Raw genomic sequence first — 23297 nt, 5'->3', positions numbered from 1 at the left:
CCGTGACGACGTTCCACGCGCTCAGCGGGGACTTCCCCGATCCGGATGACGTGCGTCCCGAGCAGGTGGCGGCCGGGCTGGGTCAGCCGGGCACCGAAACGCTGCCGGCTCGCGCCGGGGGGCGGCTCGTGGCCGTGGTGATCACGTTGGCCCGTCACCCCGACCCGGACGACCCGGACCCGTGGATCGGGCTGCTGATGGTCCACGCGGCCGAGCAGGGCAAGGGGTACGGCAGGCGGGCCGCCGGGATGGTCGAGGAGCGGTTCCGGGGTGCCGGGCGGCAGGCCGTACGGCTGGCCGTTCTCGAGAGCAACCCCAAGGGACTGGCCTTCTGGACCGCCCTCGGCTACGAGGTCATCGGCCACCGTCGTGATCGCGCCCTCGGCCGGCCCTGTGCCGTGCTGCGCAAGGTGCTGGCGGAGCGGACACGCGAGGTGTGACGCCGTACGTCTCAAGTGCGCTGCAAAGAGGGGGAGTTGATTCTTGCACTCCCGTCCGCATAACGGATTTCGTAGTACGGCTTTCGGATACGAACACGTAAAGTCTTGACGGCACTCTGTCAAACGGCGCCCTTCCGGTGTCACTCTCTCCTCGCCCGCCGCAACTCTGCACATCCCCTGTGACCCACCTGTGTCTCCACCCCACGAGACCAGTCAGAAGGAGATCGAGTGAGACAGCAGCCCCACACCGCCGGCGCCTCCCGTACTCCCCGCAGCACCGCCGTGCGCGCCGCCGCCCTGGCCGGCTCGGCGGCGATGGTCGTCCTCGCCCTGCAGAACGGCTCCGCGACCGCCGCGCCCGCGCCGCACCCCTCCGGCGCCCAGGCCGTGGCGCTCAGCGCCCCGGCCCGCGCCGCCGCGCTGCGGACGGCCCAGGAGCACTCGGCCGCGGCGGCCCGTGAGCTGGGGCTCGGCGCCAAGGAGAAGCTGATCGCCCGGGACGTGGTCAAGGACGCGGACGGCACCGTCCACACCCGCTACGAGCGCACGTACGCCGGTCTGCCCGTCCTCGGCGGCGACCTGGTCACCCACGTGGCGAAGAACGGCTCGCTCAAGGGCGTCAGCAAGGCGAACAAGGCCCGGATATCCGTGCCGACCACCACCGCGGCCGTCTCCGCGGCCGCCGCGAAGAAGACGGCACTCAAGGCCGCCGGCACCGCCGGGGCCACCGCCTCGACCTCCCGCAAGGTCGTCTGGGCGGCCGGCGCCAAGCCGGTCCTGGCCTACGAGTCCGTCGTCAAGGGCCTCCAGCACGACGGCACCCCGAGCGAGCTGCACGTCATCACCGACGCGCGGACCGGCAAGGAGATCTACTCCTACGAGGGGATCGACACCGGCACGGGCACCAGCCAGTACAGCGGCACCGTCCCCCTCGGCACCACCGCCTCCGCCTCGGGCGGCTACGACCTGGTCGACGGCGGCCGCGGCGGCCACAAGACGTACGACCTGAACGGCGGCACCAGCGGCACCGGCGCCCTCCTCCACGACGCCGACGACGCCTGGGGCGACGGCACCGTGAACAACCGCCAGACCGCCGGTGTCGACGCCGCCTACGGCGCCGCCGTCACCTGGGACTTCTACAAGTCCGCGTTCAACCGCAACGGCATCGCGGGCGACGGCAAGGCCGCCTACTCCCGGGTCCACTACGGCAACGCCTACGTCAACGCCTTCTGGAACGACAGCTGCTTCTGCATGACGTACGGCGACGGCGCGAACAACGCCGACCCGCTGACCTCGCTCGACGTCGCCGGCCACGAGATGAGCCACGGCCTGACCGCGGCCACGGCGAAGCTCAACTACAGCCGTGAGTCCGGCGGCCTGAACGAGGCCACCTCCGACATCTTCGGCACCTCGGTGGAGTTCTTCGCGAACAACTCCTCCGATGTCGGTGACTACCTCATCGGCGAGAAGATCGACATCAACGGCGACGGCACCCCGCTGCGCTACATGGACAAGCCCAGCAAGGACGGCGGCTCGGCCGACTACTGGTCGAAGACGGTCGGCCGCCTGGACGTGCACTACTCGTCGGGCGTCGCGAACCACTTCTTCTACCTGCTGAGCGAGGGCAGCGGCGCGAAGACGATCAACGGGGTCTCCTACAACTCCCCGACCTACGACGGCTCCACGGTCACCGGCATCGGCCGGGCCAAGGCCGACCAGATCTGGTACAAGGCGCTGAGCACGTACTTCACGTCGACCACGAACTACGCGGGCGCCCGCGCCGGCACCCTGCAGGCCGCGGCCGACCTGTACGGCTCGGGCAGCGCGGAGTACAACGCGGTGGCGGCGGCCTGGACGGCGGTCAACGTCAAGTAGGCGCACCCCTGCGGCAGTACACCGGCCGGGCCGCCCGTCTCACGGGTGGTCCGGCCTTCCGTCGCCGTACAGCCAGTCCTTCCAGATCCCGGAGAAGTCCTTGTCGGGGGCCTTCTTCTCCACGTACGCGGTGAAGTCGGCGGTGCTCGCGGTGGAGTGGCGGTGGGCCGCGGCCCAGCCCTGGATGATCTCGTAGAAGGTGTCGTCGCCGACCTTCTGGCGGATCTTCTGCAGAACCATCGCGCCGCGCTGGTAGACGGGGCTGTCGGAGATGTGCGCGGCGCTGGACGGCTTCGCCGGCGGGAAGGCCCACACGGCCTCGTCGTCGTCCTCGTACAGCTCGGTGAAGGTCTCCTGGGCGCTCTTGTCGCCGAAGTCCTCCTCGTACAGCCACTCCGCGTACGTCGCGAAGCCCTCGTTGAGCCACATGTCCCGCCAGGACCGAGGGGTGACCGAGTCGCCGTACCACTGGTGGGCGAGTTCGTGCACGAGGGTCGAGGTGTCGAACTGGTCGGCGGGGAAGACGGGCCGGTTCTGGGTCTCCAGCGCGTAGCCGGCATCGCCCGGGCGGTCGACGATCGCGCCGGTGGAGGAGAAGGGGTACGGCCCGAAGTTGGTCTCCTCCCAGTCGATGATCTCGGGGATCTTCGCGAGCGCCTTGGCACTGGCCTTGGCCCGGGTGGGATCGACGGCGGTGATGACCGGCAGGCCGTGCGGGCCGGTGGTGCGCGTGATGTCGTAGTGGCCGATGGCGACGGTGGCGACGTAGCTCGCCATGGGCTGGCCGGTGTGCCAGTGGTAGGCCGTACGGCCGCCCTTGTCGGTCTGCTCCGTCAGCTCGCCGTTGGAGACGGCCTGGAGGCCCTTCGGGACGGTGACGGTGATGTCGTACGTCGCCTTGTCCGAGGGGTGGTTGCTGCCGGGGAACCAGGCCATGGAGCCGACGGGCTCGCCGAGGCCGAGCGCGCCGTCGGCGGTGCGCAGCCAGCCCTCCTCGGAGCCGTCGGGGTCGGTGAGGGTGCGCGGGGTGCCGGAGTAGCGGACGGTCGTGCTGAAGGTCTCGCCCTTGCCGAGGTCGTCGTGCGGGCGGACGGTGAGTTCCTGTCCGGCGCGGTTCCAGCGGGCCTGCCTGCCCTCCACGGTGACCTTCTCGACGTGCAGCCCGGCGAGGTCGAGGTCGAAGGCGGACAGGTCCTGGGTGGCGCGGGCGGTGATGACCGCCTTGGCGGTGAGGTGGCGGGTGGCCGGGGTGTAGTCGAGGGTCAGCGCGTAGTGCGTGACGTCGTAGCCGCCGTTGCCCGCCTTCGGGAAGTACGGATCGCGCACACCGGAGCCGCCCGGGGTGCCCCGCACACCGCCGTCGCACGCGGTGGCGGTGAGGGCGAGGGCGAGGAGCGCGGCGACGGCCGGGACAAGGCGCGCGGATCTGGACATGTCAGCGATCCTAGGCGGGCGCGGCGCACCGGAGGAGGGCCGCGTGACACCATCTCCCCGTGCTCGACATCGGCTACGCCCTCTCCAACCGGTTCCCGGACCCCCCGCAGACCGACTACCGCCGCGCGGACGTGCACGCGCTGCGGCACGACCTGTTCTGCGGGGACGTCTATCTCGCGGACACCGAGACCGACCGGGAGCTGTCCACATCCTGGGGATGGGTGCCGGTGCTGGACTTCGCGTGGGCGCTGTGCGACATCGTGGAACGGCTGGACCGCGACCCGATGGGCTCCCGCGCCGCCCGGCCGCAGCGAGCGGAGCTGGACTTCACCGAGTCCACCGACCGGATGCTCTTCGAGCGCCGCTTCGGCTGGGTCGACATCACCTCCGACTGGAGCCCGGCCGAGGAGCCCCCGCTCTCCTTCGCCCACACCGAACTCCGCCGCGAGGCCCGCGACTTCCTCCACGACCTGCTCGCGGACCTCACCGACCTGCACGACGACCTGGCGGAGAACCCGGCGATCTGGACGCTTCAGGCCCGCTTCCCGCGGGTGCCGTAACGGACGCCCACGCGAGAAGCCCCCCGGACGTGAGCCGGGGTCTTCTCGCGCGGGTCCGCTGTTCTCGCCGTGGTGCCTGTCAGACGTTCACGCCGAAGTCCTGGGCGATGCCCACCAGGCCCGAGGCGTAGCCCTGGCCGACCGCGCGGAACTTCCACTCCGCGCCGTTGCGGTACAGCTCGCCGAAGATCATGGCCGTCTCGGTGGCCGCGTCCTCCGACAGGTCGTAGCGCGCGATCTCGGCGCCGCCGGCCTGGTTGACGATGCGGATGTAGGCGTTGCGGACCTGGCCGAAGTTCTGGCCGCGGTTCTCCGCGTCGTAGATCGAGACCGGGAAGACGACCTTCTCGATGTCGGCCGGGAGCGCCGCCAGGTTGACGTTGATCGCCTCGTCGTCGCCGGCGCCCTCGCCCGTGCGGTTGTCGCCCGTGTGGACGATCGTGTTGTCCGGGGTCTGCTTGTTGTTGAAGAAGACGAAGTGGGCGTCCGAGTAGACCTTGCCCTGCGTGTTCACCGCGATGGCGGAGGCGTCCAGGTCGAAGTCCGTGCCGGTCGTGGTGCGGACGTCCCAGCCGAGGCCCACGGTGACGGCGGTCAGGCCCGGAGCCTCCTTGGTGAGCGAGACGTTGCCACCCTTGGACAGGCTTACAGCCATGATTGGGAGTCCCTTCCCTTTTGGGTATCTGTGCCGACGAAGCTACCGTCACCCGGGACAACGTCGAGGGGGGCCCCGATGGTTCCGGATCCCTTTACCTTTTTTACCAACCGGAAATCCAGGTGACGTGAGGCGGGCCGGGCCGGGAACATGAAAGGCATGTCCGGGCCCTATCTCATCCGTGGCTCGGTCTCGCTTCCCGAGGCCGAGCTGATGTGGCGTTTCTCCAGGTCGTCCGGGCCCGGCGGACAGCACGTCAACACCAGCGACTCGCAGGTGGAGCTGCGCTTCGACCTCGCCCGCACCGAGGCGCTCCCGCCGGTGTGGAAGGAGCGGGCGCTTCAGCGGCTGGCCGGCCGCCTCACCGACGGGGTCGTGTCCGTACGGGCCTCCGAGCACCGTTCCCAGTGGCGCAACCGCGAGGCCGCCGCCGTACGCCTCGCCGCGCTCCTCGCGGAGGCCACCGCGCCGCCGCCCAGGCCCCGCAAGCCGACCCGCATCCCGCGCGGCATCAACGAACGCCGGCTGCGGGAGAAGAAGCAGCGCTCCGAGACGAAGCGGGGGCGCACGGGCCGCGACTGGGGTTAGGCCGGGTGAGGGCACTGTCACATCTCCGGGTTCCCTGTCGTCAGGGTGATGCAGGAGTGCAGCGGATGACGACGGAGAGGCCGGATCCACCCATGACCGACAACGAGTTTCTCGCCGAGCGGTTCGAGACGTACCGGGGGCACCTGCGGGCCGTCGCCTACCGGATGCTCGGCTCCGCCGCCGAGGCCGAGGACGCCGTACAGGAGGCGTGGGTCCGGCTGAGCCGGTCCGACACCCGGGAGGTGGAGAACCTCGGCGGCTGGCTCACCACCGTCGTCGGCCGGGTCTGCCTCGACATGCTCCGCTCCCGCCGTACCCGGGGCGAGGAGCCGCTGGAGACCTGGCAGCCGGCGCCGTCCGCCGAACCGGACCCCGCGCAGAACGCCCTGCTCGCCGACTCCGTCGGACTGGCCCTCCTGGTCGTCCTGGACACGCTGTCGCCGGCCGAGCGGCTGGCGTTCGTGCTGCACGACCTGTTCGGGGTGCCCTTCGACGAGGTCGGCGGCATCCTCGGGCGCAACCCGGCCGCCGCCCGGCAGCTCGCCAGCCGGGCCAGGCGCCGGGTGCGGGGCGTCGAGGCGCCGGAGGCCGACCTGGCCCGGCAGCGGGAGGTGGTGGACGCCTTCCTGGCCGCGGCACGGGGCGGCGACTTCGACGGGCTGCTCGCGGTGCTCGACCCGGACGTCGTGGCCCGCAGCGAGGCCGGCGTGAACAGCGGTGCGGCCCGGGTCGCCGCCGGTGCCGCGAGCTTCGCCCACGTGGCGGGCATCGCGCGTCCGGTGCTGATCGACGGCGCGACCGGCCTGGCCGTGTTCGCCGACGGCCGCTTGGAGCGGGCCCTGGCCTTCGCCTTCGTCGCCGACCGCATCTCGGTGATCGACATCGTCTCCGACCCGTCCCGCCTGGCGGACCTCACCGTCGAGGAGGTCTGACCGGGCGCGGCGCGGTCACAGGTCCAGCACGCCCACCGTCTGGTCCCCGCTCGTCTCCCCGGTCCGGCGGAAGCCCAGCCTGAGGTAGAACTCCTCGGGTCCGTGCGGGCCGGGGTGCCAGCTGACGTACAGCTCCTTGCCGCCACGGCGGCGGATCTCGGCGGCCACGGCGTCGACGGCGAACCGGCCGTAGCCCCTGCCCTGCTCGCCGGCGGCGATGTTCAGCCGCCACAGGCCACAGCGGTGCACGCTGCCGTCGCCGTGCCAGTCGATGTCGAAGAAGGCCATCAGGAAGCCGACCGCGCGATCGTCGTCGACGATCAGGCGGGGCCAGGCGACACCGGGATGGACATAGGCCTCGGCGAGGGACCGTACGACGGGTCTGACGGTGTGTTCCTGTTCGGGGCGGACGCGAATGCCGACGGCGGTGTCGAAGTTCTCCGCGGTGATTTCTTCCAGACGAGGTGTCATTCGCGCACGGTAAGCACGCGGGCCCCGTCCGGGCCAAGGAATTCCCGGCTCGGCGCGCCCGCCGTTCCGGTCAGCCCAACTGCCGGTATCTGCCGCGGAAATACAGCAGGGGGCCGCCTTCCGCGCTCGGCACGCGCGCGGTGAGGACGCGGCCGATGACCAGCGTGTGGTCCCCGGCCGCCACCCGCTGCTCGGTGCGGCACTCCAGGGTGGCCAGCGCGCCCCCCACCAGCGGGGCACCGGTGGCCTCGCCGCGGACGTAGGGGATGTCCTCGAACAGCAGCCGGTCGCTGATGCGGCCCTTCATGGCGAAGCGGCCCGCGATGTGCCGCTGGCTCTCGGTGAGGACCGACACCGCCCACAGCGGCTGCTCGGCGAGCAGGTCGTCCATGCGGGCGCCCTCGCGCAGGCTGACCAGCACCAGCGGCGGGTCGAGGGAGACCGACATGAAGGCGGTGGCGGTCATGCCGACGTCCTCCACGCCGGGCGCCTCGGGGTCGTCCGGGGCCAGCGGCGGTTCCTGCGCGGTGACCAGGACCACGCCCGCGGCCAGCCGGGACATCGCGGCCCGGAACTCGTCGTTGCTCACCCCCTCAGCATGCCCGGAAGGCAGGGGGGTGGTGGGGGAGGGAGTCTTCAGCACGCCGGAAACGCTAGTCTTCGCCGGGCGCGGGCCGCATCGGCCCTCCGCCCGAGCCGGGTCCTAGGACCAGGGCCGCAGTCATACGCCTTGTGTTCAGTAAACGCACAGGCAAAACGCTGAAACTCCACTCAATTGTTCACGTTCTCCTGTGACTTGAGTCACAAGAGGCAGGAATTGTTGACCCTGTGTACCGAGTGGGCAGCGCGCTGTGATTCAGTGGCGGGACAACCCTTCATTCGCTGCGAGATCTCGGGGGGAGGGCGAGCATGGAGACCGAGTCGGAGCCGTATGTCCGCCTTGCGTCCCTGCGGCAGCTGCACCAGGTCATGGCCGACATGAACACGGCACGCAGCCTGGCGGACACACTGCAGACCGTCGCCGACGGCGCCGTGAACGCCCTCGGATACGAGATGGCGGCCGTCAACCTCGTACGCCCCGACGGCGATCTCGTGGTCGCCGCCTTCTCCGGCAACTCCGCGGCCGAGGCCCTGATCACCGGCCGGGTCGGCTCCCGCGAGTCCTGGGAGCGGCGGCTGGGCATGGGCGAGCGCTGGGGCGACCTCGTCTTCATACCGCACACCGAGGGCTGGGTCCTCGACGACGACGACGTCCCGCAGTGGTTCACGGAGGGGCCCGCGCCGCGCTTCGAGGACGAGTGGCACCCCTCCGACCGGCTCTTCGCGCCCATGTACACGCCCGGCATACAGGGCGGCTCCTCCGGCGAGCTGCTCGGCGTCATATCCGTCGACCGGCCGCGCAACGGCCGGCACCCCGGCGCCTGGGGCCGCGAGGCCCTCCAGATGTACGCCTTCCAGGCCGCCATCGCGATCAGCAACGCGCATCTGCGGGCGAACATGCAGCGCGCCCTGGTCCGTCTGGAGCGCGAGCAGCAGGTCCTGCGCGCCAGCGAGGAATCCTTCCGGCAGGCCTTCGAGTACGCGCCCTCCGGCATGGCCATCGCCGAGATGGGCGGCGACCAGCACGGCCGCATCCTGCGCACCAACGACGCCCTGTGCCGGCTGCTCGGCCGGCCCGCCTCCGCGATGCGCCGGTACTCCTTCGCCGACCTCGTCCACCCCGAGGACATCGGCACCCTGCTGCGCACCTCGGCGGAGGGCGGGCGCGCGGAACTCCGCCTCGGCCGCCGCGACGGCAGCTACGTCTGGGTGTCGCTGCGCAACTCGGTCGTCGCGGACGCCGCCGACGGCCCCCGCTTCCTGCTCACCCACGTCGAGGACATAGAGGAGCGCAAGCGGCGCGAGCTGCAGCTCGCCCACCGCGCCTCGCACGACTCGCTGACCGGCCTGCCGAACTCCGCCGAGCTGCGCTCGCGCCTCTCGGCCCGGCTCTGTCAGCGCCCCGCCCACGCCGGCACCCCGGACTCCCTGGACGCGGCCTACGGCCACCCCGCCTTCGACGCGCCCAACGCCCACGGCTTCGACTTCACGCCGGGCGCGGAGGGCTTCGACGCCTACGACCACCACGTCCACACCGTCGCCCCCGAGGGCGAGCGCGACGACGGCACCAAGGGCCTCGCGGTCCTCTTCTGCGACCTCGACGGCTTCAAGTCGATCAACGACCGCTTCGGGCACAACGCGGGCGACGCGGTCCTCATCGAGGTCGCCGGCCGGCTCTCCCGCGGTGTCCGGGACGGCGACACGGTCGCCCGGCTCGGTGGCGACGAGTTCGTGATCCTCGCCGACGGCCTCGGCCGGGCCGACGCGCAGGACCTCGCCGTACGGCTGCGGAACGAGATCATCCAGCCGATCCGCGCCGAGGGCCGGGCCGTCCGGGTGGGCGCGAGCTTCGGCATCGGCTGGGCACACTGCGGGATGACGGCGGACGAGGTGTTGAAGTCCGCTGACGAGCGGATGTACGTAGAGAAACGATCTCGTCCCAAACAGCACCGGCGCGCCGGTTGATCCGCAGGTCAGCGAGTTGATGCGGTCCGAGTCACCCGTTTGGACGAGTGAGAGCGGGTAGGCTCGCCATTCCAACCCGTACCGCATCCGCCCGCACCTGTTGAGGAGTACCAAGGGATGACGCCCGGCGACAACGGCGCGAGCACGCCCGAGGACGACGACCCGTTCGGCTACCTGTACGCAGACGGCCAGGCCAGAGGAGCCCAGCCGCCGTCCGGTGGCTACGGCTACCCGAACTCGGTCAGCAGGGTGCGCACGGTCGGCGAGCGCCAGTACGGCCAGCCGCAGGCGCCGTACGGTCAGCAGCCCACCGTCCCGCAGCAGCAGGGCGCCTTCGGCCAGCCGAACACGCACTACCAGGCGCCGGAGACGCTGCCCGGCGGCGCCCCGTCCGCCCGCCGGCCGGCGTCGCCCGCCGGGAACACCGGCCGCCGCGGCCCGAACACCAAGGGCCTGCTGATCGGCGCGATCGCGGTGGTCGCCGCCGTCGTCGTCGGTATCGGCGTCGCGATGCTCAACGGCGACTCGGACGACGACAAGCCCAGCGACCAGGTCCAGACGGCCCCCACCAAGACCCAGGACCACTCCCCGAGCCCGTCGGGCAGCAGCTCGCCGGCGGGCGGTGCGCTGCAGGCCGACACGACCTCGAACGCCCTCCAGCTGGCGGGCGGCGCGACGAAGGCGTCGGACGTCAAGGGGGCGCACTCCTCCGACGGCAGCTATGTCGGCGGGCTGAACCAGGCCGGCGCCTCGGTCACCTGGACGGTCGACATCCCCTCCGACGGCCCGTACACGCTGTTCGCGGACTACAGCGTGGCCGGTGAGGACCAGTCGATGTCGGTGACCGTCAACGGCACCGAGTTCGGCAGCAAGATGGGTCTGGAGAACTACCGGCACGCCGCCGACGGTGACTTCGCCAACGGCTGGACCACGTCCTACGTGTATCCGACCCTGAAGAAGGGCTCCAACACGGTCTCGCTCTCCTGCCAGTCCGGCGACAAGTGCAACGTCCTGATCGAGAAGCTCTACATCAAGCCGGGCCACGTCAAGCGGGACAGCTAGGCGGCGCTGAACTCCCCGGACACCGCCACCCGGCTCAGTAGCTCCTCGTACGTCGTGCGGTCGAACTCGCCCGCGGTGGTGGACCGGACGGTTGCCGTCGACAGCGCGACCGCGCGGGTCAGGCGGGCCGGCCAGGGGAGGCGCTCCACCAGGCCCGACAGCAGGCCGGCCACCGCCGAGTCGCCCGCGCCGGTCGGGTTGCCGCGCACGGGGGCCGGCGGGGCGGCGCGCCAGCGGCCCTCCGGGGTGACGGCGAGGAGGCCGTCGGCGCCGAGCGAGGCGACCACCGCGTGGGCCCCGCGCCGACGGGCGTCCTGGGTGGCGCGCAACGGCTCGTGGGAGCCGGTGAGTTCGGCCAGTTCGTCGGTGTTCGGCTTGATGATGTCCGGGCGGGCGGCGACGCCCCGGCGCAGCGGCTCGCCGCTGGTGTCCAGCAGGACCGGCACGCCCGCCGACCGGGCGGCGCGGACCAGGTTCGCGTACGCCCCCACCGGCACCCCCGGCGGCAGGCTGCCGCACAGCGCCACCGCGGACGCGCCGGCCACCAGCTCCGTGTACCGGCCCAGGAAGAGGGCCCACTCGGCCGGGGTGATCTGCGGGCCCGGCTCGTTCAGCTGGGTGGTGTCGCCGGTCAGCTCGTCCACGACCGCGATGGTGCGCCGGGTCGCCCCGAAGACCGGCACCAGCGCGTCCACCACCTCCCCGGCGCCGACCGCGGACCGCTCACCCGGCATCCCGTCCGCGAGCCGCTCCCGCAGTACCCGGCCGGTCGGGCCGCCCGCGAAGCCGGTGACCGTCACCTCGTGCCCGAGGGCGGCCAGCACCCGGGCCACGTTCACGCCCTTGCCGCCGGGCCGCTCGACGACCTCCGAGACGCGGTGCGAGGCGTGCGGCCGTAGTGACCGCACGCGATAGGTGATGTCGAGAGCGGTGTTCAGCGTGACCGTGAGGATCACCCGGGCCGACCTCCCTCGAAGTCCCTGCGCCTGTCATCGGTTTCCGGGGCCTCGATCATGCCAAAGAGACGGCGGCCGGCCCAGTCTCGGGTCGGCCGCCGTGTGGGGAAAACCCGGACGGATCAGGCCAGTTGGGGCGCGACGACCCACTCGCCGTGCCGCATCACGCCCTTCAGTGCGAAGTCGGCGTCCAGCAGGACGAGGTCGGCGTCCTTGCCGGGCTCCAGGGAACCGATGCGGTCGGAGAGGCCGAGCAGGCGGGCCGGGTTGGCGGAGAGGGCGGCGACCGTGTCCTCGACCGACAGTCCGTCGACCGTCACGGCCCGCTGGAACGCGCGGTCCTGGGTGAGCGTGGAGCCCGCGATCGAACCGCCGTGCACCAGCCGGGCCACGCCCTCGCTGACCTCGACCTCCAGCGGGCCGAGCATGTAGCGGCCGTCGCCGATGCCGGCCGCGTCCATCGCGTCGGTGATGAACGCGACCCGGTCCGCGCCCGCGTGATGGAACGCCAGCTCCAGCGCGGCGGGGTGCAGGTGGGTGCCGTCGTTGATCAGCTCGACCGTGACCCGCTCGTCCTCCAGGAGCGCGGCGATCGGGCCGGGGGCGCGGTGGCCGAGGGCGGGCATGGCGTTGAAGAGGTGGGTGGCGACCGTGGCGCCGGCGTCGATCGCCTCCACCGTCTGCTCGTAGCTGGCGTCCGTGTGCCCGATCGCCGCGATCACGCCGTGCTCGGCGAGCAGCCGTACGGAGTCGATGCCGCCCGGCAGCTCGGCCGCGAGGGTGACCATCTTCGCCTTGCCGCGTGCGGCGTCGATCAGCTTGCGGACCTCGGCCGGTTCCGGGTCGCGCAGCAGCTCCTCGGAGTGCGCGCCCTTGCGGCACGGCGAGATGAACGGCCCCTCGAAGTGGATGCCGGCGATGTCGCCCTGCTCGGCCAGCTCGCTCAGCAGTCCGGCCTGACGGACCAGGAGGTCCATCTCGTCGGTGACGGTGGAGGCGACGAGCGTGGTGGTGCCGTGCAGGCGGTGGGTGCGGACCGCGGTGAGGATCTCCTCCTGGGTGCCGGAGAAGGAGGCTCCGCCGCCGCCGTGGTTGTGGATGTCCACGAAGCCGGGCACCAGCCAGTGGCCGGTGACGTCGACGACCTCGGCGCCCTCGGCGGGCGCGGCCGTGATCTTCGTACCCTCGACGGACACCCGGCCGTCGTCCCTCACTCCGCCGGGCAGGACCACCCGGGCACCTGCGAGAACCAAGCTGGAAGCCATCAGGCGGTTACCTCCGAGGGGTCAGTGGTGTCGAGGAGATCGCGGGCCAGGAGCCCCGCTCCCAGGCAGCCGGCCGTGTCGCCGAGGGCGGCGGGGACGATGGTGGGCAGTTTCTGGAAGGTGACCCGCCGCCGGACGGCGTCCCGCAGCGGTTGGAACAACACTTCCCCCGCCTCGGCCAGCCCGCCACCGATGATCAGGGTGCGGGGGTCCAGCAGGGTGATCGCGGTGACCAGTCCGTCGGCGAGCGCGTCCACCGCGTCCCGCCAGACCCGGACGGCGTTCGGGTCACCGGACGCGACGGCTTCGGCGCAGTCGGCCGCGTCGGGTTTCCCGCCCGCCGCCGCCCAGGCCTCGCTGACGGCGGACGCGGAGGCGTACCGCTCCAGACAGCCGCGCTGCCCGCAGGGGCAGGGGACGCCGCCGGGCCGTACGACGATGTGGCCGATCTCGCCCGCGAAGCCGTGCGCGCCGGACTCCACCCGCCCGTCCAGGCCGATGGCGCCGGCGATCCCGGTGCCCAGCGGCACGAACAGGAACCGGTCCGCGCCCCGGCCCGCGCCGATCCGGCCCTCGGCGAGCCCGCCGGTGCGGACGTCGTGTCCGAGGGCGACGGGCACCCCGAGCCGGTCGGCGAGCAGGGCGCGCAGGGGTACGTCCCGCCAGCCGAGGTTGGCCGCGTAGACGGCGGTGCCGGTCGCCTCGTCGACGATGCCGGGGACCGCGATGCCGGCCGCGCCGGCGGGCTCGCCGCAGTGCTCGACGCCGTACGCGCGCAGCTCGGCGGCGAAGTCGAGGATGCCCGCGAGCACCGCCTCGGGGCCGCGCTCGCGGCCGGTGGCACGGCGGGCGCGGTGCAGGAGCGCACCGTCGTCGCCGACCAGTGCGGCCTTCATCCCGGTACCGCCCACGTCGAGGGCGATGACATGTCTCACCACGGGGCCTAGTGTGACCCTCCCACCCGCGAGAGGTCTAGTCCACTCGCGTGGTGTAGACCTTATGTGTCCATATGTTGAACGGTCAGACAGCAGGGTTGGGGTTTTGAGGGTGCGTCGGCGTACGGCAGGAACGATCGCGGTGGTGTCCGCACTGGGCATGACGGCGGTCCTCGGCGGCTGCGGGAGTACGGGCTCCTCCGACGTGACCCTCAGACTCGTCGCCGCCGACTACGGCGACTCCGCCGCCCACAGCTCCAAGAAGTACTGGGACACCCTGGTCGAGGAGTACGAGAAGCAACACTCCGGGGTGAAGGTCGAGGTCAGCGTCTACTCCTGGAACGACGTCGACCGCAAGGTCAAGGAGATGGTCGACGCCGGCCACGCCCCCGACATGGCCCAGATCGGCGCCTACGCCGACTACGCCGCCGCCGGCAAGCTCTACCCGGCCTCGGACCTGCTCTCCATCCGCACCCAGGCCGACTTCCTCTCCCAGCTCTCCGACGCCGGCCAGTGGAAGCACACGCAGTACGGCATCCCGTTCGCCGCCTCCACCCGCGTGCTCTTCTACAACAAGACCCTCTTCGCCAAGGCCGGCATCACCCCGCCCACCACCTGGGACGAGCTGGCCGCCGACGCCAGGGCGCTCAAGGACAAGGGCGTGAAGTACCCCTACGCGCTGCCGCTCGGCCCCGAGGAGGCCCAGGCCGAGACCATGCAGTGGCTGCTCAGCGGCGGCAACGGCGGCAGCGGCTACACCGACGACGTCGGCACCTACACCATCGATTCCGCGGCGAACGTCGAGACCTTCACCTGGCTCAAGGACGACCTCGTCGGCAAGGACCTGACCGGCCCGGTCGCCCCCGGCAAGCTCAACCGCGCCGACGCCTTCGCCGCCTTCGCCGACGGCCAGGTCGGCATGGTCAACGGCCACCCCACGCTGATCCAGCAGGCCGCCAAGAAGGGCGTGAAGTTCGGCATGGTGCCGATGCCGGGCCGCACCGGCAAGGCCAGGGCCTCCATGGGCGTCGCCGACTGGATGATGGCCTTCAAGCAGAACGGGCACGCCGACCAGATCGGCGACTTCCTCGACTTCGTCTACGCCCGGGACAACGTCCTCGACTTCTCCCGGACGTACGGGCTGCTGCCGGTCACCGGCTCCGCCTCCAACGCCATGAGCGCGTCGGACGCCCCCGCCGACAAGGCCCTGCACCCCTTCCTGGACCAGCTGGCCACCTCCGAGCTGTACCCGGTCGGCAAGACCTCCTGGGCGGCGGTCAGCGCGGCCGTGAAGCAGAACATCGGCCAGGCGGTCGCCCCCGGCGGCAGCCCCTCCGGCGTCCTGACCCGCCTCCAGGCGACGGCCACGGCGGCGGACAGCAGCAGCGCCGGCTGACCCGGCTGTCGGTGCGCGGCGCTACGGTGGTTCGCATGGAACTGGGCAGCCGGGAGAAGGCCATCCTCGCGCTGGAGCGCCGGGGCTTTGCCGGCGCCGGCGCGAAGGAACGGGCGATCCGCGAGGAGCTGGGCCTGGCCCCGGTCCGCTACTACCAGCTCCTCAACGCCCTGCTGGACGACGAGCGGGCCCTGGCCCACGACCCGGTGACGGTGAACCGGCTGCGCCGGGTCCGCCAGGCGCGGCGCTCCGAGCGCTGAGGAGTGGACGGTTGCCCGCATGGATAGGGTCGCCGTATGGGTACCCAGACACCGGACTCGACGGACCCCGCACACCCGCTGCCCACCCCGCAGACGCCGGCCGGCCGTGACGGACTCGCCGCCCTGCTCGCCCGGCCCCGCACCGCGCTGATCGGCCTGGACTTCGACGGCACACTGGCCCCGATCGTCGACGACCCCGAGCAGGCCCGCGCCCACCCCGAGGCCGTACCCGCGCTCGCCGCGCTCGCCCCGAAGGTGGCCTCCGTCGCCGTGATCACCGGCCGCCCGCCCGAGGTCGCGGTCCGCTACGGCGGCTTCGCCGGCGTCCCCGGCCTGGAGCACCTCACCGTCCTCGGCCACTACGGCGCCGAACGCTGGGACGCGGCCACCGGCACGGTCACCGCGCCGCCCCCGCACCCCGGCGTGGCCGCCGTCCGCGCCGAGCTGCCGCGCCTGCTGGAGCGCGTCGGCGCCGGGCCGGGCACGTGGATCGAGGAGAAGGGCCGGGCCCTCGCGGTCCACACCCGCCGCGCCGCCGACCCGCAGGCCGCGTTCGAGTCCCTGCGCACCCCTCTCGCCGACCTCGCCACCCGGCACGGCCTCATCGTCGAACCCGGCCGGCTGGTCCTGGAACTCCGCCCGCCGGGCATGGACAAGGGCGCGGCCCTGCTCGACCACGCCCGCGCCACCGGCGCCGGATGCGTCGTCTACGCCGGCGACGACCTGGGCGACCTCCCCGCCTTCGCCGCGATCGACAAGCTCCGCACCAACGGCACCCCCGGCCTGCTGATCTGCAGCGGCAGCACGGAGGTCACCGAACTGGCGGAACGGGCCGACCTGGTGGTGGACGGCCCGCAGGGGGTCGTGGAACTGCTCAGGGCACTGGCGGCTCAGCTCGGCTGACCGGTCAGCGCCTCCAGCTGATCCAGGAACCACCGGGCCGGCGGCAGCGCGGTCGCGGCGGCGGCCAGCCGCTTCGACCGCTCCGCGCGTTCTCCCGCCTGCAGGCTCAGCGCCTCGTGCAGCGCCCGCGCCGTCCCCGCGATGTCGTACGGGTTCACCACGAACGCGTCCTCGCCCAGCTCCTCGTACGCCCCGGCCTCCCGGGACAGCACCAGCGCGCAGCCCTCGTCCGAGACGACCGGGACCTCCTTGGCGACCAGGTTCATGCCGTCCCGGATGGGGTTCACCAGCGCCACGTCGGCCAGCCGGTACGCGGCCAGGGACCGCGCGAAGTCGTCCTTCACGTGCAGCACCACCGGCGTCCAGTCCGCCGTGCCGTACCGCTCGTTGATCTCGTCCGCGACCCGCTGCACCTCGGCGGTGTACTCCCGGTACACGGCGAGGTCCTGCCGCGACGGGTACGCGAACGCCACGTGGACGACCCGCTCCCGCCACTCCGGGTGGTCCTCCAGCAGCTGCTCGTACGCCAGCAGCCCGCGCGCGATGTTCTTGGACAGCTCGGTGCGGTCCACCCGGACGATCGCCTTCCGCCCCGGGCCGATCTCCTCGCGCAGCGCCGCCATCCACGTGTCCACGTCCGGCTTGTGCGCCCGCTCGCGCAGGAAGTCCGCGTCCGCGCCCAGCCCGTGCACCCCGATCCGGGTGCCGGACGGGATGCCGGGCCCGAGCACCGCGTGACAGCAGTCGACGAACGCGTCCGCCCACCGCCGGGTGAGGAACGCCGCCCGGTCCGCGCCCAGGATGCCGCCGAGCAGCTCGGCCGCGATGTCGTCGGGCAGCAGACGGAAGTAGTCCGGCGGGGCCCACGGGGTGTGCGAGAAGTGGCCGATGCGCAGGTCGGGACGGAGCTGCCGGAGCATCCGGGGGGCCAGCGCCAGGTGGTAGTCCTGGATCAGCACCGCCGCGCCCTCGGCCGCCTCCTGGGCCAGCGCCTCGGCGAAGGCGCGGTTGTACGCCTCGTACGACGCCCACTGCCGCCGGAACTCCCGGTCGAAGACGGGCTCCAACGGGGTCTGGTACAGCATGTGGTGGACGAACCAGAGCACCGAGTTCGCGATGCCGTTGTACGCCTCGGCGTGCACGGACGCGTCGATGTCGAGCATCCGCACCCGCTGCCCGCCGGTCTCCTCGGCCGGCAGCAGCCCGCCGTCCGCCCGCCGGACCGCCGCCCGGTCGCCGTCGCCCAGCGCGGCGCACACCCACACCGAGCCCGCGTCCGACCCGATGGCGGACAGTCCCGAGACCAGCCCGCCGCCGCCCCGCCTGGCGGTCAGCGCGCCGTCCTCGCCCACCTGATACGAAACCGGGCCGCGGTTGGACGCGACCAGCACCTGAGCCTTCTCGGCAGCACCCTGCGTGGAAGCCATGGTCCTCAACCTAGCCCGGCCCGGAAACGCTCAAACGTACGGTCCGCCGCAGGAGGGGACCGTATACGGCCGGTTCACGCCACCTTCCGGTCGGCGTACTCCGCGATCTCCACCATGGGCGGGCGCTCCTCGGTGTCCACCGAGTAGGTGCGCGGCTCGAAACCGTCCTCGCCCCGCTCGAACTGGGTCAGCGCGGGCCGGATCAGATGGCCGCGGGCCAGCCGGAGCTGGGCCGTGCGGTAGATGGCGGCGGCCATCCGGCCGAGGGCCTGCCCGTCCTGGTGCCGGTGCCTGCGCACGCCCACGTCGACCTGGGCCAGCGCGTCCAGGCCGACCAGGTGCAGCGCGTCCACCAGCATGCCCAGCTCCACGCCGTAGCCGACGGGGAACGGCAGCTGCTCCAGCAGGGAGCGGCGGGCCGCGTACTCGCCGCCCAGCGGTTGCACGAACCCGGCCAGCTGCGGCCAGTGCATGTTCAGCAGCGGGCGCGCCATCAGCTCGGTGACCCGGCCGCCCTGCCCGGCAGCGCCGGCGAGGGGGCGGTCGTACATGGCCTTGACCAGGTCGACGTCCGGCTCGGTGAGCAGCGGGCCGACGATCCCGGTGACGAAGTCGGAGGAGAACTCCTTCAGGTCCGCGTCGACGAAGCAGAGGATGTCCCCGCCGGTGACCAGCAGCGAACGCCACAGGACTTCACCCTTGCCGGGGACGGCCGGGATGCGGGGCAGGATGTCGTCACGGTGGACGACCCGGGCGCCCGCGCGCGCGGCGACCTCGGAGGTGCGGTCGGTGGAGCCGGAGTCCACGACCACGATCTCGTCGACGAGCGGGACCTGCTCCACGAGGTCGTGCCGGATGACCGCCACGATGTCGCCGACCGTCTCCTCCTCGTTGAGCGCGGGCAGGACGACGCTGATCGTCCGGCCGGTGCGCTGCTTGGCGGCCACGACCTGGTGCAGCGGGCGATCGGCCACGGACCAGGAGCGGGTGCTCAGCCAGCGCTCGACTTCTTGCAGCACGGTCTGCGGCTCCTCACTGTCACGACCACACGTCACCGTGTGACCCATCTCGCGGTTCGGACGACTATCTCAACTGTCCTGGCCTTCGGTTACAGTCTTGAACAACGCCGATGACCATCGCATGTCGGGGGTCGCGCGCGTCCACAACCGAATACCGCTCATCCAGAGGGGCAGAGGGACACGGCCCGATGAAGCCCCGGCAACCCTCCAGTCGGCACTCGTAGATCAGTCCTGATCGTCTCCGCGAGGCTCCCGGCTAGGGAAGGTGCCAAATCCGTCTCACGGCGAAGTGCGTCGTGAGGAAGATGAGGAGAAAGGGCCTCGCCTCCATGGCTGTGCAGACAGTTGCAACCACCACTGACTCCACCGTCGATCTCGGTCCCGCCGCCGCTCTGAGCTGTCGCGAGTGCGGTCACCGGGTACCGCTCGGCCCGCTCTTCGCCTGCGAGGAGTGCTTCGGCCCGCTGGAGATCGCCTACGACTTCTCCGCCTACGACACCGAGGAACTGCGCCGCCGCATCGAGGCCGGCCCCGCGAACATCTGGCGGTACGCGCCACTGCTGCCGGTCCCGGCGGACGTCGCCGGCAAGCCCAACATCAACCCGGGCTGGACCAAGCTCGTCAAGGCCGACAACCTGGCGCGCGAACTGGGCGTGACCGGCGGTTTGTACGTGAAGGACGACTCCGGCAACCCGACGCACTCCTTCAAGGACCGCGTGGTCGCCCAGGCGCTGGAGGCCGCGCGCGCCTTCGGCTTCACCACGCTCTCCTGCTCCTCCACCGGCAACCTGGCCGGCGCCGTCGGCGCCGCCGCCGCCCGCGCCGGCTTCCGCTCCTGCGTGTTCATCCCGCACGACCTGGAGCAGGGCAAGGTCGTCATGGCCGCGGTCTACGGCGGCGAACTCGTCGGCATCGAGGGCAACTACGACGACGTGAACCGCTTCTGCTCCGAGCTGATCGGCGACCCGGCCGGCGAGGGCTGGGGCTTCGTCAACGTCAACCTCCGGCCGTACTACGCGGAGGGCTCCAAGACCCTGGCGTACGAGATCTGCGAGCAGCTCGGCTGGCGGCTGCCCGACCAGATCGTCATCCCGATCGCCTCCGGCTCCCAGCTCACCAAGATCGACAAGGGTCTGCAGGAGCTGATCAAGCTCGGTCTGGTCGAGGACAAGCCGTACAAGATCTTCGGTGCGCAGGCCGAGGGCTGCTCCCCGGTGTCCACCGCCTTCAAGGCCGGGCACGACGTGGTCCGCCCGCAGAAGCCGAACACCATCGCCAAGTCCCTGGCCATCGGCAACCCGGCCGACGGGCCGTACGTCCTGGACATCGCGCGCCGCACCGGCGGTGCCGTGGAGGACGTGACGGACGAGGAGGTCGTGGACGCCATCAAGCTGCTCGCGCGCACCGAGGGCATCTTCGCCGAGACGGCGGGCGGTGTGACGGTCGGCGTGACGCGCAAGCTGATCGAGAACGGCGTGCTCGACCCGTCGCTGACCACGGTCGTCCTCAACACCGGAGACGGCCTGAAGACCCTCGACGCGGTGGCCGGGACCGGCCTCACCGCCACCATCCGCCCGACCCTGGACTCCTTCCGAGAGGCTGGCCTCGCATGAGCGTGACCGTTCGCATCCCCACCATCCTGCGCACCTACACCGGCGGGCAGGCCGAGGTCACCGCCGCCGGCGCGACCCTCGGCGAGGTCATCGCCGACCTGGAGAAGAACCACACCGGGATCGCCGCCCGCGTCCTGGACGACCAGGGCAAGCTGCGCCGGTTCGTCAACGTGTACGTGAACGACGACGACGTGCGCTTCGAGCAGGGCCTTGAGACGGCGACCCCGGACGGCGCCGGCGTCTCGATCATCCCGGCGGTCGCCGGCGGCTGATCCGGCCCCTTCATTACCGTCGGTAACTTCGGTTACCGATTGTTCAACCGATTGCCCCCTCCGTGAGAGAAGCGGAGGGGGCAATTCTGCGTGATTGAGCGCGGTAGAGTTGGGGAACACGGTCGCGGCTCTCGGGTCGTGGGCCCTGCATTCATGCCGCACGCCCGACAAGAAGTAGCCAAAGTGTGCGGGTTCTTTGCGGCTTTTGTGGCCTTTATGGGGCCCGACTTGCCCTGAAGTCGGGTGAATCCTCACCACTTTCCGGACCTCTTGCGTCCAGAATTCTCGTCCGATTGACCTGTTGCAGACGGCAGTTGGACAGATACATTCAGCCGCGGTCGACGCGTTCCGGCGCACGCCCCCGATCAATGGGGGGTGAGGTCTGACCCGGGTCCGCGAAGTGTGGATCTGTGCAAGGGCCAGTAATAGGGGAGTTAGGCATGGCTCAGGGCACCGTCAAGTGGTTCAACGCGGAGAAGGGGTACGGCTTCATCGCGGTCGACGGTGGTGCGGACGTCTTCGTCCACTACAGCGCGATTCAGATGGACGGCTACCGCACCCTGGAAGAGGGCCAGCGGGTCGAGTTCGAGATCTCGCAGGGCCAGAAGGGCCCGCAGGCCGACATGGTTCGCGTCACCGCCTGAACGTTTCTTGTACGAAGGGCCCGCACCTCGCAGAGGGTGCGGGCCCTTCGCCGTGTCCGGGTTCCGGTGTTCGCGGGCGGCTGACGGGCGCTCCACACCCGTCGGGGCGCTTGCACTCGAGCATGCCGAGTGCTAATCATTGGCGTTAGCACTCTGAAGGTGAGAGTGACAGCGAAGGACCGGGTCGGTGAGGCCCGCAGGCCAAGTGGGGCAAGGAACCACGGGGTCCGCGAGCCGTCCGTCGCGGGCGCGGGCGCGGTCCGAAGGAATCACCCCCAGTCCTGGAGGGACCACTTCACATGGCCAAGATCATCGCGTTCGACGAGGAGGCGCGGCGCGGCCTCGAGCGCGGCATGAACCAGCTCGCGGACGCCGTCAAGGTGACGCTCGGCCCCAAGGGTCGCAACGTCGTCCTCGAGAAGAAGTGGGGCGCCCCCACGATCACCAACGATGGTGTCTCCATCGCCAAGGAGATCGAGCTCGAGGACCCGTACGAGAAGATCGGCGCCGAGCTGGTCAAGGAAGTCGCCAAGAAGACGGACGACGTCGCCGGCGACGGTACGACCACCGCGACCGTCCTCGCCCAGGCCCTGGTCAAGGAAGGCCTGCGCAACGTTGCCGCCGGCGCCAACCCGATGGCCCTGAAGCGCGGTATCGAGAAGGCCGTCGAGGCCGTCTCCGCCGCCCTGCTGGAGCAGGCGAAGGACGTCGAGACCAAGGAGCAGATCGCCTCCACCGCGTCCATCTCCGCCGCCGACACCCAGATCGGCGAGCTGATCGCCGAGGCCATGGACAAGGTCGGCAAGGAAGGCGTCATCACCGTCGAGGAGAGCAACACCTTCGGTCTGGAGCTTGAGCTCACCGAGGGCATGCGCTTCGACAAGGGCTACATCTCCGCCTACTTCGCCACCGACATGGAGCGCATGGAGGCGTCGCTGGAGGACCCGTACATCCTCATCGCGAACTCCAAGATCTCCTCGGTCAAGGACCTGCTCCCGCTGCTGGAGAAGGTCATGCAGTCGGGCAAGCCGCTGCTGATCATCGCCGAGGACGTCGAGGGCGAGGCCCTGTCGACCCTGGTCGTCAACAAGATCCGTGGCACCTTCAAGTCCGTCGCCGTCAAGGCCCCGGGCTTCGGTGACCGCCGCAAGGCCATGCTCGGCGACATCGCCATCCTCACGGGCGGCGAGGTCATCTCCGAGGAGGTCGGCCTCAAGCTGGAGAACGCGACCCTGGACCTCCTGGGCCGCGCCCGCAAGGTCGTCATCACCAAGGACGAGACCACCATCGTCGACGGCGCCGGCTCCTCGGAGCAGGTGGGCGGCCGGGTCAACCAGATCCGCGCCGAGATCGAGAACAGCGACTCGGACTACGACCGCGAGAAGCTGCAGGAGCGCCTGGCGAAGCTCGCCGGCGGTGTCGCGGTCATCAAGGCCGGTGCCGCCACCGAGGTGGAGCTCAAGGAGCGCAAGCACCGCATCGAGGACGCCGTCCGCAACGCGAAGGCGGCCGTCGAGGAGGGCATCGTCGCCGGTGGTGGCGTGGCCCTGCTGCAGGCCTCCCAGGTCTTCGAGAAGCTGGAGCTGGAGGGTGACGAGGCGACCGGCGCCAACGCCGTGCGCATCGCCCTGGAGGCCCCGCTGAAGCAGATCGCCGTCAACGCCGGCCTCGAGGGCGGTGTCGTGGTGGAGAAGGTGCGCAACCTGACCCCGGGCCACGGCCTGAACGCCGCGACCGGCGAGTACGTCGACCTGGTCGCCGAGGGCATCATCGACCCGGCGAAGGTGACCCGTTCCGCGCTGCAGAACGCCGCCTCCATCGCCGCGCTGTTCCTCACCACCGAGGCCGTCATCGCCGACAAGCCGGAGAAGGCCGCCGCGCCGGCCGGCGGCGGCATGCCGGGCGGTGACATGGACTTCTGATCCTTCGCGGATCACCTGTCCTTTCCGAGGGCGGTACCCCCTGTCTCTGGCGGGGGGTGCCGCCCTCGGGCGTGTCCGGCATCACGCGGATCCCGTGGCCGGA

General features: G+C 71.3%; 22 protein-coding genes, 1 pseudogene and 1 riboswitch. Of the genes and pseudogenes, 14 read left to right on the top strand and 9 right to left on the bottom strand.

Annotation, left to right across the window (positions count from 1 at the left end; all coding sequences use genetic code 11):
• Nucleotides 1-11: 11 nt before the first annotated feature.
• Nucleotides 12-416, top strand: a pseudogene (locus ABZ937_RS11360) (GNAT family N-acetyltransferase); the annotation flags it as partial.
• 339 nt (nucleotides 417-755) lie between these two features.
• Nucleotides 756-2315 carry a M4 family metallopeptidase gene (locus ABZ937_RS11355; protein ID WP_361689460.1) on the top strand — a complete coding sequence of 520 codons (1560 nt, stop codon included), beginning with the start codon at nucleotides 756-758 and terminating at the stop codon, nucleotides 2313-2315.
• 39 nt (nucleotides 2316-2354) lie between these two features.
• Here the strand turns inward: ABZ937_RS11355 and ABZ937_RS11350 are convergent, their stop codons facing one another.
• Nucleotides 2355-3749 (bottom strand): M1 family metallopeptidase, encoded by a 1395-nt coding sequence (locus ABZ937_RS11350; RefSeq protein ID WP_361689094.1) that lies wholly within the window; start codon nucleotides 3747-3749, stop codon nucleotides 2355-2357.
• Between the two features lie 59 nt (nucleotides 3750-3808).
• Here ABZ937_RS11350 and ABZ937_RS11345 point away from each other — a divergent pair, with 59 nt between their 5' ends.
• Nucleotides 3809-4309, top strand: coding sequence for a hypothetical protein (locus tag ABZ937_RS11345; protein WP_361689091.1), 501 nt, complete (start codon nucleotides 3809-3811; stop codon nucleotides 4307-4309).
• A 79-nt stretch (nucleotides 4310-4388) separates the two neighbouring features.
• On the opposite strand, the gene ABZ937_RS11340 is transcribed toward ABZ937_RS11345, so the two are convergent.
• The gene (locus ABZ937_RS11340) at nucleotides 4389-4964 is read right to left on the bottom strand and encodes a TerD family protein (protein ID WP_361689088.1); all 576 of its coding nucleotides are present in this window, start codon (nucleotides 4962-4964) and stop codon (nucleotides 4389-4391) included.
• Between the two features lie 150 nt (nucleotides 4965-5114).
• On the opposite strand from ABZ937_RS11340, the gene arfB reads away from it, so the two are divergent.
• Together arfB and ABZ937_RS11330 are read left to right on the top strand one after the other, a co-directional pair.
• A complete protein-coding gene (gene arfB / locus ABZ937_RS11335) occupies nucleotides 5115-5552 on the top strand; it encodes an alternative ribosome rescue aminoacyl-tRNA hydrolase ArfB (protein ID WP_361689085.1) in 438 nt (145 codons plus the stop codon).
• Between the two features lie 92 nt (nucleotides 5553-5644).
• The gene (locus tag ABZ937_RS11330; RefSeq protein ID WP_361689082.1) at nucleotides 5645-6484 is read left to right on the top strand and encodes a sigma-70 family RNA polymerase sigma factor; all 840 of its coding nucleotides are present in this window, start codon (nucleotides 5645-5647) and stop codon (nucleotides 6482-6484) included.
• Nucleotides 6485-6499: 15 nt separating this feature from the next.
• On the opposite strand, the gene ABZ937_RS11325 is transcribed toward ABZ937_RS11330, so the two are convergent.
• A complete protein-coding gene (locus ABZ937_RS11325) occupies nucleotides 6500-6955 on the bottom strand; it encodes a GNAT family N-acetyltransferase (protein WP_361689079.1) in 456 nt (151 codons plus the stop codon).
• Between the two features lie 70 nt (nucleotides 6956-7025).
• Complete coding sequence (locus ABZ937_RS11320; protein ID WP_361689076.1) at nucleotides 7026-7598, bottom strand: flavin reductase family protein; 573 nt, start codon at nucleotides 7596-7598, stop codon at nucleotides 7026-7028.
• Between the two features lie 266 nt (nucleotides 7599-7864).
• Here ABZ937_RS11320 and cdgB point away from each other — a divergent pair, with 266 nt between their 5' ends.
• Both cdgB and ABZ937_RS11310 read left to right on the top strand, forming a co-directional pair.
• Nucleotides 7865-9520, top strand: coding sequence for a diguanylate cyclase CdgB (gene cdgB, locus ABZ937_RS11315; protein ID WP_361689073.1), 1656 nt, complete (start codon nucleotides 7865-7867; stop codon nucleotides 9518-9520).
• Nucleotides 9521-9637: 117 nt separating this feature from the next.
• On the top strand, nucleotides 9638-10582 hold the full coding sequence (locus ABZ937_RS11310; RefSeq protein ID WP_361689070.1) for a carbohydrate-binding protein: 945 nt from the start codon (nucleotides 9638-9640) through the stop codon (nucleotides 10580-10582).
• Here the strand turns inward: ABZ937_RS11310 and ABZ937_RS11305 are convergent.
• The 3 genes from ABZ937_RS11305 to ABZ937_RS11295 form a co-directional block, all read right to left on the bottom strand.
• Nucleotides 10579-11538 carry a 1-phosphofructokinase family hexose kinase gene (locus ABZ937_RS11305; RefSeq protein WP_361689064.1) on the bottom strand — a complete coding sequence of 320 codons (960 nt, stop codon included), beginning with the start codon at nucleotides 11536-11538 and terminating at the stop codon, nucleotides 10579-10581. The genes ABZ937_RS11310 and ABZ937_RS11305 overlap by 4 nt on opposite strands.
• A gap of 122 nt (nucleotides 11539-11660) precedes the next feature.
• Entirely contained in the window at nucleotides 11661-12803 is a 1143-nt protein-coding gene (gene nagA, locus ABZ937_RS11300; protein WP_361689061.1) for an N-acetylglucosamine-6-phosphate deacetylase, read from the bottom strand.
• A complete protein-coding gene (locus tag ABZ937_RS11295) occupies nucleotides 12803-13738 on the bottom strand; it encodes an ROK family protein (protein WP_361689457.1) in 936 nt (311 codons plus the stop codon). Before ABZ937_RS11295 ends, nagA begins: the two co-directional genes overlap by 1 nt.
• Nucleotides 13739-13880: 142 nt before the next feature.
• On the opposite strand from ABZ937_RS11295, the gene ABZ937_RS11290 reads away from it, so the two are divergent.
• From ABZ937_RS11290 to otsB, 3 genes are read left to right on the top strand one after another with little or no spacing between them, the layout of a single operon-like run.
• Nucleotides 13881-15134, top strand: a complete 1254-nt coding sequence (locus ABZ937_RS11290; protein ID WP_361689058.1) for an extracellular solute-binding protein — start codon at nucleotides 13881-13883, stop codon at nucleotides 15132-15134.
• A 35-nt stretch (nucleotides 15135-15169) separates the two neighbouring features.
• Nucleotides 15170-15394, top strand: coding sequence for a DUF3263 domain-containing protein (locus ABZ937_RS11285; RefSeq protein ID WP_361689055.1), 225 nt, complete (start codon nucleotides 15170-15172; stop codon nucleotides 15392-15394).
• 36 nt (nucleotides 15395-15430) lie between these two features.
• Nucleotides 15431-16297, top strand: coding sequence for a trehalose-phosphatase (otsB, locus tag ABZ937_RS11280; RefSeq protein ID WP_361689052.1), 867 nt, complete (start codon nucleotides 15431-15433; stop codon nucleotides 16295-16297).
• Here the strand turns inward: otsB and ABZ937_RS11275 are convergent.
• Complete coding sequence (locus ABZ937_RS11275; RefSeq protein ID WP_361689049.1) at nucleotides 16285-17724, bottom strand: trehalose-6-phosphate synthase; 1440 nt, start codon at nucleotides 17722-17724, stop codon at nucleotides 16285-16287. The genes otsB and ABZ937_RS11275 overlap by 13 nt on opposite strands.
• Before the next feature lie 74 nt (nucleotides 17725-17798).
• A complete protein-coding gene (locus ABZ937_RS11270) occupies nucleotides 17799-18743 on the bottom strand; it encodes a glucosyl-3-phosphoglycerate synthase (RefSeq protein ID WP_361689046.1) in 945 nt (314 codons plus the stop codon).
• 155 nt (nucleotides 18744-18898) lie between these two features.
• Nucleotides 18899-19055, top strand: a riboswitch (SAM riboswitch).
• A gap of 17 nt (nucleotides 19056-19072) precedes the next feature.
• Here ABZ937_RS11270 and thrC point away from each other — a divergent pair.
• From thrC to groL, 4 genes are all read left to right on the top strand, one after another.
• A complete protein-coding gene (thrC, locus tag ABZ937_RS11265; protein WP_361689043.1) occupies nucleotides 19073-20356 on the top strand; it encodes a threonine synthase in 1284 nt (427 codons plus the stop codon).
• Nucleotides 20353-20628, top strand: a complete 276-nt coding sequence (locus ABZ937_RS11260) for a MoaD/ThiS family protein (protein WP_361689040.1) — start codon at nucleotides 20353-20355, stop codon at nucleotides 20626-20628. Before thrC ends, ABZ937_RS11260 begins: the two co-directional genes overlap by 4 nt.
• Nucleotides 20629-21068: 440 nt before the next feature.
• Nucleotides 21069-21272: a cold-shock protein gene (locus ABZ937_RS11255; RefSeq protein WP_004986573.1), complete on the top strand. Its 204-nt coding sequence runs from the start codon at nucleotides 21069-21071 to the stop codon at nucleotides 21270-21272.
• 299 nt (nucleotides 21273-21571) lie between these two features.
• Nucleotides 21572-23194, top strand: a complete 1623-nt coding sequence (gene groL, locus ABZ937_RS11250) for a chaperonin GroEL (RefSeq protein ID WP_361689037.1) — start codon at nucleotides 21572-21574, stop codon at nucleotides 23192-23194.
• Nucleotides 23195-23297: the final 103 nt, after the last annotated feature.

The organism is Streptomyces sp. NPDC046727, from assembly GCF_040645635.1.
GTDB lineage: Bacteria > Actinomycetota > Actinomycetes > Streptomycetales > Streptomycetaceae > Streptomyces.
Note: the sequence above shows the minus strand (reverse complement) of the source record. Positions and strands in the feature narration are given on the sequence as shown.